The organism is Zobellia russellii (assembly GCF_044597075.1).
GTDB lineage: Bacteria > Bacteroidota > Bacteroidia > Flavobacteriales > Flavobacteriaceae > Zobellia > Zobellia russellii.
The window spans coordinates 3477575-3489412 of sequence record NZ_CP139000.1 but is presented as its reverse complement, the minus strand read 5'-3'; the positions used below and the strand labels follow the sequence as shown (position 1 = coordinate 3489412).

The following is an 11838-nucleotide window of genomic DNA, read 5'->3' as shown; positions in this document are numbered from 1 at the left end:
ACCTTCATAGATACGCTATGGAGACATCATTACCATTACAGCATAAACTATTGGAAGAGCAAGATTTTGGTTTTGCCAAATTTTGGTTCTTTCCTAATTTTTTAGTCGGTGAGTTTGCTGAAGGCGTGCATGTAACTAGAGAAAATTCGCTGGGTCCTATTGAGGTATTAAAGCGGGTATACGGCACATCTACTCCATTCGTATACATCTCCAATAGAAAAAACTCATACTCAATGGATCCCATGGGCTATAAGGACATAGTAGACATGTTTCCTAACCTAATGGGTATGGCAATTGTATCGGACAATAAATACCGTCGTATGATTGCAACCCTAGAAAAAATGTTCATTAAAAAACCAATTGGTGTTTTTCATAGGCTCGAAGATGCTTACGAATGGGCCGGTCAACAGATATAAAACAAAACAGAATCACTCTTTTCGTTCCTAATTTTACCTACTACACTACTCTTATCTATCTAATCATTTAATAGCAAACGTTTCTGCTATCCGCTTTATGAACGGTTCTTACATCTAAGAAAATAGCGTATCTTTTCATTAAGCTGAACGGACCTAATCATTTTGAATTAAAACCATACTGTTATGAACAAGCGGATATCACTTCTTCTCCTGTTGTCTTTACCATATCTGCTAATTGCACAAGAAGACCTTCTCTTAAAAGACTACAGACCGGAAAGTATTTACAATACTACCAAAACACTGGTTCCTAAAGCAAAATTCCCTGCTATAGATTTTCACTCTCACCCCTATGCTAAATCAGAAAAGGAAATTGAAAATTGGATAAGTACGATGCGCAAGCGGAACATAGAAAAATCCATTATTCTAACCTATTCAACAGGAAAACGCTTTGACAGTATTTACGATATGTATGCCAAATATGGTAATCAAATAGAGGTTTGGTGCGGTTTTGATTATACCGGATACAATGAAAAGGGGTGGACAAAGAAGGCAATCAAGGAACTAGAAAGATGTATTGACAAAGGTGCCAAAGGAGTAGGCGAACTTGGAGATAAAGGACTAGGACTATTTTACTCCAAACCTTCCGAAGCCCCTGAACTTCATATAGACGACCCTCGTTTACAGCCACTTCTAAAAAGGTGCGGAGAATTAGACATGCCCATTAGCGTTCATGTAGCTGACCCTTATTGGATGTACTTACCAATGAATGAGAAAAATGATGGGTTAATGAATGCTTACACCTGGAAAGTAGATTCCTCACAAGAAGGTATCCTATCTCATAAAGAGCTACTCACAACATTATCTAACGCAGTTAAAAACAATAGGGGCACAACGTTTATAGCCTGCCATTTAGCAAATACCAGTCACGACCTAAGCATTCTAGGTAAATTACTAGATGAACACCCAAATCTTTATGCGGATATCTCAGCACGATATGCCGAAGTAGCAACGGTTCCTAGACGCACCAAAAGTTTTTTTGAAAAATATCAGGACCGATTATTATATGGAACCGACATGGGCATGGATGCATCCATGTACCAAACCACCTTTAGAATTTTAGAAACTACAGATGAACATTTCTATGCATGGGATTTGTTTTCATATCACTGGGCACTGAATGGACTGGATTTAGACGACGCAGTCCTAAAAAAGATATATCATGAAAATGGCCAAAAAATACTGAAGCGTTGATTTTATCGATAAAAATTCATCTCATCCATATACTTCCAAACACTGTTAGGTAACAACGGACGAATATTTTTTCCCTCTTTATGGTTTTTGCGGATGAAAGTAGAAGAGATTTCCATAATTGGAGCGTTTACTTTATGGATTTTAGCGTGTCCCTTAAACTGATGTTCAATTTCACCTTCTGAAATTCTTGGGTAGACGTAAAGGTTGTAATCGCTTAAAATTACCTCATAATTTTTCCATTTATGAAGTCCTTTTAAATTATCCTCACCCATAATTAATGCAAACTCATGATCAGTTCCGTATTTCTCACGCAGGTGAACCAAGGTGTTAACCGTATAGTTGGGTTGTGGAAGCCCAAATTCAATTTTACTAGGTTTTAGCTTAGGATAATCCTTTGTTGCCTCATAAACCATTTGGTATCTATGGTTATCCGCAAGTAAGGTTTTTTTAGTCTTGAACGGACTCTGTGGAGTTACCACGAACCAAACCTCATCCAGATTAGAGAATTCCACCATATGGTTAGCGATAATCATATGACCTATGTGTACAGGGTTAAAAGTACCAAAATAGAGACCTACCTTTTTCATAAGCTATAAAACTAATCTGGGTTGCCTATCTATGATTCTTTAGTTTCAACTCCTACGAAATCCGCTACAAGATCATAAGCCTCCTTTAAGGCCGTATCCAAATCATAATTCTTTATAATCTTATCAAACTGCGGAGCTGTTGCCAGTTCTACGGAAGCTTTAGCGATTCGCATATTGATTTTATCCTCACTTTCGGTACTCCGTTTTTTAAGTCTTATTTTCAACTCGTCAACACTTGGTGGTTTTACAAAAACGGCCAAGGTTTTATCCGGAAATTTTCGTTTGATCCGCAAGCCACCTGCTACATCAATATCAAAAATAACATTCTTTCCTTCGGCCCATAGTCGTTCTATTTCCGTTTTTAAGGTTCCGTAGAAATTATCCCGGTATACTTCTTCCCACTCCAAAAAATCATCCTGCTTTATATGATTCTTAAACTCAGAAATAGACATGAAGTAATAATGCTCCTTGTTTTTTTCCTTGGCCCTTCTGGGTCTTGAGGTAGCCGATACCGAAAATGCAAGGTTAAGTTCCTCTTGCTTTAAAAGATGCCGCACTATGGTTGTCTTACCGCTTCCAGAGGGTGCCGAAAATATAATTAGTTTACCGCCTTTCATGAGTTCACTTAATTTGTATGGGTACGTTAGAGAACATTGAGCATCTGTTCCTTTATCTTTTCAAGTTCATCTTTCATCTGAACCACCAACTGTTGCATTGGGGCATAATTGGCCTTAGAACCGATTGTATTAATTTCACGGCCTATTTCCTGAGCAATGAAACCAAGCTTTTTACCATTGGAATCTTCTGATTTTAAAGTGCTGGCAAAATACTCAAGGTGATTTGCCAAACGTACTTTTTCTTCCGTGATATCATATTTTTCCAAATAGTAAATCAATTCTTGCTCAAACCTATTGGCATCCAATTCTGTTTTCAAATCCAAAACGGCCTTGTTCAAACGTTCCCGTACATCGGACTGACGGTCTGGATCCATAGCTTTTACCTGATCAAGTAAAGCTTGCAAGTTTTGAATTCGTTCTATAAAATCCTTTTCAAGAACCTCCCCTTCCTCAGAACGAAAGTTGTTTATTTCCTTTAAGGCCTCTTGAAGCGCAAGTTTTATGGACTCATATTCGGTCTCATCAATATCCTCACGGGCAGTCTTTAATGAATCTGGCATTCTCAGGGCCATGTCCAGTAACTTTATGTCATCACCGTCTGCAATGGCCTTTAGTTGCTGCATATAATTCTTTACGGCCAACTCGTTCACCTCTGTGGAAGTTTCGCCACTGGTAAGCTCCAAATACAGTCCAAAATCTACCTTGCCACGCATTAAAGAACTTGCAATGGTCTTACGTAGTTCTAGTTCCTTTTCACGATAGGCCGATGGCATACGTGCATTTAAATCAAGACTTTTACTGTTTAGGGATTTGAGCTCTACGGTAATCTTTTTTGTCGGTAGCTGAATAACGTGCTTACCGAAACCGGTCATGGACTGAATCATAAATTGCTATGAATTTTGGCAAAGGTAGTCAAATTTGAAACTTCATTATGCCTAACCTAAGCTATGAAGTTTTCATTTTCCTAATTTACTAAGATATACGGTACTAAATATTAGAGGAACACAAAATTCCTGTTGTGTTTTAAGTACATATAAATTACTTTAACACCCCTCATATTGAACTACATGCAAGACATATCATTTCTACCCAAAGTTATACTCCGATCACCTCTTATTCCTAGCGAAACCGATATCACCTATGAGAAAATCACAAAAAAGCTAACCAACTCTGAAATACAAGAAGCCCTTTTCATTGCTTCCCCAGTCTTTTACAATTTATTAAAGGAAGACCTGACCGAAAAACAACTACTTACCCTATATAAATATTATTCAAGATTCAGCAACAGATGTACACCTTTTGGGCTTTTCGCATCAGTCGGAGTCATTAATATATCTTCTGAAACGAATATAGATATTGACCAAACAGGCATGAGAAAACATGTTAGGTATGATATGTTATTTCTAGGGTTACTGAATGATCAAATTAATAATAATTTGGAAATAAGAAAACGGCTCCGATATTTTCCAAACAACTCTCTATATCAAAATATGGACAATTTTAGATATGTTGAGTTTTATTATACTAATGACAAACGGTTTCATAGACTAGCTGAGGTCTCTCACAATCAGTACCTAGATGAAATTTTACTTAACTCAAAAAACGGAGCAACGATAGACGAGTTATGCTCTAGTTTAACCGATGATTCTATATCGTTTGAAGAAGCAAACGAGTTTATATTAAATATTATAGATGCTCAATTTTTGGTAAGTGAATTTGATATAACTCTTACTGGTCCCGATTATTTGGATTCCATTATTAAGACATTTGAGCAAACTCGTTTCAGTTTTCCAGAAGGAGAATTAATAAGGAACAACCTTAATTTTTTAAAACTTGAATTAACAAAACTTGAAACCAAAAACACTGAACCACAGGATTATTCGATCCTGTTTGGAAATATAAAAGATTTAATTAAAGACAATAATCTTCAATTAAACAGGCTTTTTCAAATCGATACGTTTAAAGACTTAACTAATAGCACGCTTAGTAATGACACCCTTAAGAAACTACGTAAGGGGATGTACGCACTTAATAAGCTTTATCACAAACCAAAAAATCAAAAATTAGAAAAGTTTAAATCTGAATTTGTCAATCGATATGGACACGAAATGATGTCTCTTTGCGACGTCCTAGATCCAGATTCCGGCATAAACTATATAAATATCTCTCAGGCGAAAACACCACTTTTAAACGAAATACCCTTATCAGCTAAGAATAGTAATAATAGAAAAATCAGTTATAGTAGTCGTGATGAATTCCTTCTCAAGAAAGTTATATTCTCCTATCAAAAAAATGTAAAAAGCATTAAACTAAAGTCTGAAGAACTAGATTCTTTTAAAGAAGATATTCAGCTATACCCAGATACTTTTTCTGTACTTTTTAGTCTTTTGACTAACAATGAAGAACAAAAAATAGATATCAAGTCCATATCCGGGCCATCGGCAAATAATTTAATAGGACGTTTTAGTTATTTGCATGAAGATATTTTGAATATCTCAAAAGAAATTTGTGAATTAGAACAGATAAATCATTCTGACGCCTTAATAGCTGAAATTGTTCATCTACCTGAGGCGAGAACAGGTAATATTCTGTATCGTAAATATCAACGTGATTATGAAATTCCTTACTTGGCCAAATCTTCGTTACCTCTAGAAAACCAAATTCTTATAACAGATTTATATGTTACTGTAAAAAATGACAAGGTTAAGTTATATTCAAAAACTTATGGTAAAGAAGTAATTCCCAGGTTAGGCAACGCCCATAATTATTCTTTTATGGCTTTACCCGTTTATAACTTTCTGTGCGATATACAAAATCAATACAGTTCAGGATTTGCTTTTAACTGGGGAGAACTTGGAATGTCATTCCCTTTCCTACCCCGGCTGGAATATGAAAACTGCATTCTTTCGAAAGCACAATGGAATTTGACTAAAAAAGACATCAATAAACTTCTTTTAAACAAGAACGCTACAGAAACAGATGTCAAAAATTTCGCTAAAGACTATACGCTACCCCAACTGGTAGTATTTACGGAAGGAGACAATGAGGTTTTAATCAATTTTAAAAATGACTTGAGCTGCCAAGTATTTCTGGCTTTACTCAAAAACAAAAAAACAGTTATTCTACAAGAATACCTAATGTCAAATCTGAGCGACACAAAGGGTTATGCCAACGAATTCTTAGCTTTTGGGAACAATGTAAAACAAAAACATTCGGTAGACTCCCGTTCAAATCATAGCATTTCCATAAATCAGTCATCTACGAATCAAGACTGGATTTTCTTTAAGCTTTACTGTGGCCCTTCAACAGCCGAAGAAGTTTTAAAAGAAGTAGTAACACCAGCTCTTAAAATTTTAAAGAGTACAAGTATTATTAAAAAATGGTTCTTTATTAGATATAATGATACCGATGGACATCACTTAAGGCTACGCGTTAAGTTATATCACAACGAAAAAAACTCTGAGGTTTTTAGCATAATCCAAAATCACATCAAACCCTTCAAAAATTCAAAGACAGTTTGGAAATTTCAAACTGAAAACTATTTACCGGAATATGAAAGATATGGTTTTGAAATAATGGAAGAAACCGAAACTACTTTTCAAAATGATAGTGATTGTACTTTGGCATTTTTACATTTGATTGAAGGGGATGAGGGAGAAAAAATAAGATGGTTGTTTTCTTTATTATCAATCGATTATTATTTAAACGACTTTAAGCTAACGGATACCGAAAAACTGGCTTTGATGCAAAGTTTGAAAGACGGTTTTGGTAGTGAATTCAATAAAGACAAGTCCGCAAACAAAAAAATAAATATATTCTTTAAGGAACATGAAAATGAGATTTCTGATATAATTGAAGTGCAGGAACCAAATCACATCTACTTTCCTTTGTTGAAATTGGTAAAGAATAGATCATCACAAAGCAAACAAGCTATTGGTAGTATCAATAAATACCTGAAAAAACATCAGATTAAAAGACATCAAATTATAGGAAGCCACATTCATATGATTTGTAATCGTATCTTCATTACCAAGCAACGTGAACAAGAAGCCATCATATATGACCTTCTATATCAACACTATAAAAGAAAGAGTTATAGAAAAAAGTAGATAACAACGCATAGCTACTTGTTTCTATGCGTTGTTTTGGTTAACTAGCCTGGTCATATTGCACCAATGTACAGACCTTACAAGCTTCTTCCTTCTCTTGAGCATACCAACGACATGTAGGCCTGATACTACAGTCTTGTAAACCTTTTTCTCTTTTCTTTTCCTCAATTTTTTCAAGAATACCACCTATTAAAGTACATTTGTGTCCATCCCATTGACCACAAGCTTTAGTAGCGCACGTGTTGGTCAACCTTACGGTTTTCATAGTTTTATCTCCAAACCGCTCTAACTCTTTGCGAATATCTTCATCCACCGGAACAGGTTCTGGCAAAATTTCCATTCGGTTGGTCTCTTCGTTAAATACTCCCAACAATTTACTGTTTGGCATTGGAGGAGAGCTGGGACAATCAAATTTTTTCATGGTGCTAGTTTTAGAGTTAAACAATCAATAGAGTCAAAAATTACAGTTCAAGGAATTCATCATCCTGATCTTGAAAAAATTCATGAAGATCATCCCATATCGGACTGCCTTCTTCACCAGGTAATAAGTACCCATTATCAAATTCAGTTTCATTTTCCATAATTTTAAGGTTTTAAGGTTATTCAATTCATTTTATATTATTCTAGTACTAAAGTTTGTTTTCCCCATAGGTCTGCATATTTCCCATCTTTCTTCTTAAGCAAATCTGTATGCGAGCCTTGCTCTATTAATTTTCCTTTCTCAAGCACAAAAATCTCGTCGGCAAAAGCAACCGTGCTTAATCTATGTGCAATAATTATTAATGTCTTTCCTTGGTTTTTAAGAGCCCTTAATGTGCCCTGAACCATCTGTTCTGAAATTGTATCAAGAGAAGCTGTGGCTTCATCGAGAACCAAGACCTCTGGCTCCTTATATAACGCCCTTGCAATAGCTATACGTTGTCGTTGCCCACCGGATAACATAGCTCCATTTTCACCTAAATGCGTTTCAAAGCCATTGGGTAAAGTTTGAATGAATTCTGTTATACCCAATTTTTGACTTATACTAATGACTTTTTTGATATCTGGCTCGTAATCGCCAAGAGCAATATTATCTATTACGTTACCCGAGAAAAGGTCTACTTTTTGAGGAACTACCGCTACAAGATCACGTAAACTTTTAGGTGTAATTTGTGCAATATCATATTCACCCATAGTAATCTTCCCCCCTTTTATAGGATATAAATTTTGTAGTAAGGAAATCAAAGTTGTTTTACCAGAACCACTCTCCCCAACAATAGCTGACACCTTACCTTTCTTAAAAGTCATGCTAAAATTTTCGAATACATCAACGCGGGTGCCGTAACTAAAATCAATATTTCGTAATGCAATATCACCTATATCATCTGCAGTAATATCCATCTTATTCTCTACCGCTTCCCTTTCCAAATCCATAATCTCAAAAAGACGATCAGAAGCAATCATAGCATTCTGTATAGTCTTGTTCATACCTACTATGGAGGTAAAAGGCCCTGTAAAATATCCTATCAAGGCATAAAAAGAAAGTAGTTCACCTGGGGTGATTTCTTGATCTATTACAAAATAAGATCCCGACCAGAGTAATACAATTGTGAACAGGCGCGATAAGAACTCAGTAGAATTACCACTAAAAATGGTGTTCATACCTGATGAGTAAATAGATTTTAATAGCTTTGTAAAACGGATCTCCGTTTTAAAATTCGCAAAATCTTCTACCCCAAACTGCTTTATCGTTTTAACCGCGTTTAAAGATTCTACCAGCTGAGATTCTAAATCTGCCGCGTTTTCCATCAATTTACGCTCAATCTTTTTATTGAGATAATCCATTAGAAAATATATTCCTAAGTAAAGAGGAATAATTAAAGTGATAATCAATGCTAACTTCCAGTAATACGAGTACATTAGAGCGAAAGAAAAAATCACAATAAAGATATTTACAAACAATGTTATAGAAGCATCGTTGACAAAGGCTCGAATCTTTACCGCATCTCCAATTCTAGATGTTATTTCCCCTACTTTCATGGTATCAAAAAAGCGCTGCGGTAATTTCAAGAGATGTTTATAATAGCCAAGAATTAGCTGTGCATCTATTTTCTGCCCTGTTCGGAGTACAAAAATTTTCTGTACACTACCTATGAATATCTGAAATAGTAGCAAGAGTATCATAATAATACTCATAAGGTTTAATAAATTGGTGTTACCATCTACTAAAACATAATCTGTAATTTTTTCTATATAAATAGAGGTAGACAAACCTAGTATAGTATATATTATGGCACCAAACAGAGCTTCAAAAAGAATAGACTTATGCGGGTTAACCAAGGTCCAAAAACGAGACAACATACTGGTTTTCTCATCTCTTGCTTCAAAGTTATTATTGGGTTGCATGAGAACCAGAACACCTGTCCATGTTTTTTCCCAATCATCTAGCGTATATTTTTCCATTTTTCCTACGCCTGGATCCATCACTTGTACATATTTGTCGGTCACCTTATAGATTACCACAAAATGATGCAAATTTTGATTTACAATAATATGTGCAATAGCTGGCAGCGGTATATTTGGTAATGCGTCTAAGGCTCCACGCACTCCTTTCGCATCAAAACCCAAGGCCTCTGCCCCTTTAATAAGACCTAAAACATTTGTTCCTCTCTTGTCCGTATGTGCCATTTGGCGCACACGCGCAATAGGAATCTTTAAATTGTAGTATGAAGATATTGATGCTAGACAAGCTGCCCCACAATCTCTAATATCGTGCTGTTTTACTTTTATGCTCATTCTTTTGTCTTGGTGGGTTATTAATTTCGCTTAGGATTCATCCAATCATCTACGCCATCGTACAATAACTGAAATAAGGTTCTTTCAGTTAACTTGAATCTAGCGGTTAAAGTCATACCCTTCTTGATATCTCCTTTGTAACCATTCTTTAGTTCCAGATAGCTCTGATCAATACTACTCAATACCCTGAAGTATGACATTTGATCACTTATCGTAATATTTCGGTCAATCTGAATTACTTTTCCGGTTGCCAAACCCCATTGGTTATAATTATAGGCGTCCAGCTGCAACTTTACATCTTGATTTTCTTTTATAAAGCCAATATCTTTGGGCAGAACATAAGACTCTATTACCAAATTATCATCAGGAGATATTTCTGTTATCTGTTGCCCTGCCGACAAGAAACTCTGTTCTCTAAGACCACTGTAGTTCATAACCGTACCGTTTATAGGTGCAATAATGGCATACTTCTCTTTTTCCTCTAGAATTTGCTGTTTTTCGGAGGTTGTATTTGTTATTAAATCTTCAAGGCTTCTGTTTTCTGCTTGCCATGAACTAATTTGTTGATTTCTAAAACTGTTTAGAGAAGCTTTAGCGTTTACCCAACTACTATTATAATTGTCAAATTCAACTGCTGCGATAACCCCTGTTTCAAAAAGTTCCTTATACCTCAAATACACCGTTTCTGCCTGGTTCACTTTTAAGCGAAGCTCACGCAACTGTTCTTGAAAACTAATAAACTGTTTTTGGTAAATACCTGTTTCCAATTGGCTGAAGTTCTTTACCTGCCCTGTTGCCAGTTTTTGTAAATCAGATAGCTGAGACAAATAATTTTCTAGTAGCTCTTCTTTTAAACGGTTCTGAAGGTTAAGGTTATCACTTTCTACAAGTAACAAGGTATCACCTCTTTTTACTACTTGATTATTCTCTAGGTCTATAAAAGTAATTCTACCACTTACTACAGATACCAGTTGCGTATTTTCTCCCGCGCTTCTTACTACCGATCTACTTTGGGTAGTAACATTTACATATATAAAAAAGCTGGCAATAAAAACTGCTACCAAAAACGCTAAGGTGCTTACGTAAGTTATACGCATAGTTAAATTGGTTTAAAAGTTTGTAAATTGAAATTATGCTGCTTCTGGGGTAAACGTATAGTTAAGAAATTCGTAGTAAGCTTTTGGCATAATAACTTCTTCTATTGCGGTAACCTCCATTTCAGAAATAATTTTTTGACCGCTAACTTCTATCTCAGTTCTTAAATGAGAAATGATTTCATTTTCAGCAAGTGGTAGCTCAAAAAGTTGATTTTGTAATTCAATAGTATTTTGAGCTTTATTTACAGTACCTAAAAGTCTATCATCCGAACAGACAGAAACCTCTCCTGATAATTTAGCCGACGACATAATAAAGTTATTAGTGATATGGTACGAGCGATTTCTAAACTTTGTTGGTAAGGAAAAAGCTTCATCTAACCAAACTTCCCCTAAAACTTCTTTTAATTGATTAAGTTGTTCCCAGGAACTAGACATCGGCAGTAACTTTTTTTGATTTTCATTCACTCTTAAGGATTGCATACTATCTGCTCTAAAAAGTACTTTTTGCACATTATTAACTATAGTTACCGAAAAATTATTTTCGAAGTAAATTTCCAGTTGTACTTTTTGACTTTGGGTGACGATGTTTTTCTTAATACGAATCATATAATATTGATATATAAATGAATAATTATGGCTCTCTAACTTTTGTAAAGTAACGTTATCAAACCACTACCAAACAAACGAAAGCACCCCGTTTTTATAAAAAACGGGGTGCTTTCGTTTAATTGGCGCAAGAATTAAAGATTTTGTTTAATAATCATATTACGGAGTAGAATATAAATTTAATTATAAAGCTATGCGCGTTGATAGAGAATATGTTATTCACTTAGAATTAAAAATTATGACAACCCCTATAAGACTAAAAATTAATCCAAGGCATAATACTGTTAATACTAAATTCAAACCATCATGCACTATCCCTATTAACATACCTAATGATGAAGTAAAAATTCCAGTCCAAGTAAAAATTTTTGCTTTTTGAT

10 protein-coding genes are annotated in these 11838 nt (G+C 35.1%); 3 read left to right on the top strand and 7 right to left on the bottom strand.

The window, feature by feature from the left end; genetic code table 11:
* The first annotated feature begins 17 nt into the window (after positions 1-17).
* On the top strand, positions 18-416 hold the full coding sequence (locus SJY45_RS14270) for a hypothetical protein (RefSeq protein ID WP_215436307.1): 399 nt from the start codon (positions 18-20) through the stop codon (positions 414-416).
* 183 nt (positions 417-599) lie between these two features.
* Positions 600-1667 (top strand): amidohydrolase family protein, encoded by a 1068-nt coding sequence (locus tag SJY45_RS14265; protein ID WP_400071542.1) that lies wholly within the window; start codon positions 600-602, stop codon positions 1665-1667.
* 2 nt (positions 1668-1669) lie between these two features.
* On the opposite strand, the gene nadD is transcribed toward SJY45_RS14265, so the two are convergent.
* From nadD to SJY45_RS14250, 3 genes are read right to left on the bottom strand one after another with little or no spacing between them, the layout of a single operon-like run.
* Complete coding sequence (nadD, locus tag SJY45_RS14260) at positions 1670-2254, bottom strand: nicotinate (nicotinamide) nucleotide adenylyltransferase (RefSeq protein WP_215913290.1); 585 nt, start codon at positions 2252-2254, stop codon at positions 1670-1672.
* 29 nt (positions 2255-2283) lie between these two features.
* Positions 2284-2871: a guanylate kinase gene (gmk, locus tag SJY45_RS14255; protein ID WP_215436315.1), complete on the bottom strand. Its 588-nt coding sequence runs from the start codon at positions 2869-2871 to the stop codon at positions 2284-2286.
* Positions 2872-2897: 26 nt separating this feature from the next.
* Positions 2898-3755, bottom strand: a complete 858-nt coding sequence (locus SJY45_RS14250; protein WP_303407012.1) for a YicC/YloC family endoribonuclease — start codon at positions 3753-3755, stop codon at positions 2898-2900.
* Positions 3756-3938: 183 nt separating this feature from the next.
* On the opposite strand from SJY45_RS14250, the gene SJY45_RS14245 reads away from it, so the two are divergent.
* The gene (locus SJY45_RS14245) at positions 3939-6980 is read left to right on the top strand and encodes a lantibiotic dehydratase (RefSeq protein WP_400071540.1); all 3042 of its coding nucleotides are present in this window, start codon (positions 3939-3941) and stop codon (positions 6978-6980) included.
* Positions 6981-7020: 40 nt separating this feature from the next.
* On the opposite strand, the gene SJY45_RS14240 is transcribed toward SJY45_RS14245, so the two are convergent.
* The 4 genes from SJY45_RS14240 to SJY45_RS14225 all read right to left on the bottom strand — a co-directional run bounded on the left by SJY45_RS14240 (position 7021) and on the right by SJY45_RS14225 (position 11458).
* On the bottom strand, positions 7021-7401 hold the full coding sequence (locus SJY45_RS14240) for a hypothetical protein (protein WP_400071538.1): 381 nt from the start codon (positions 7399-7401) through the stop codon (positions 7021-7023).
* Between the two features lie 197 nt (positions 7402-7598).
* Positions 7599-9755: a peptidase domain-containing ABC transporter gene (locus SJY45_RS14235; RefSeq protein WP_400071536.1), complete on the bottom strand. Its 2157-nt coding sequence runs from the start codon at positions 9753-9755 to the stop codon at positions 7599-7601.
* 20 nt (positions 9756-9775) lie between these two features.
* Entirely contained in the window at positions 9776-10852 is a 1077-nt protein-coding gene (locus SJY45_RS14230; protein ID WP_400071534.1) for an HlyD family secretion protein, read from the bottom strand.
* Between the two features lie 33 nt (positions 10853-10885).
* Entirely contained in the window at positions 10886-11458 is a 573-nt protein-coding gene (locus SJY45_RS14225; protein WP_400071533.1) for a hypothetical protein, read from the bottom strand.
* Positions 11459-11838 lie beyond the last annotated feature (380 nt).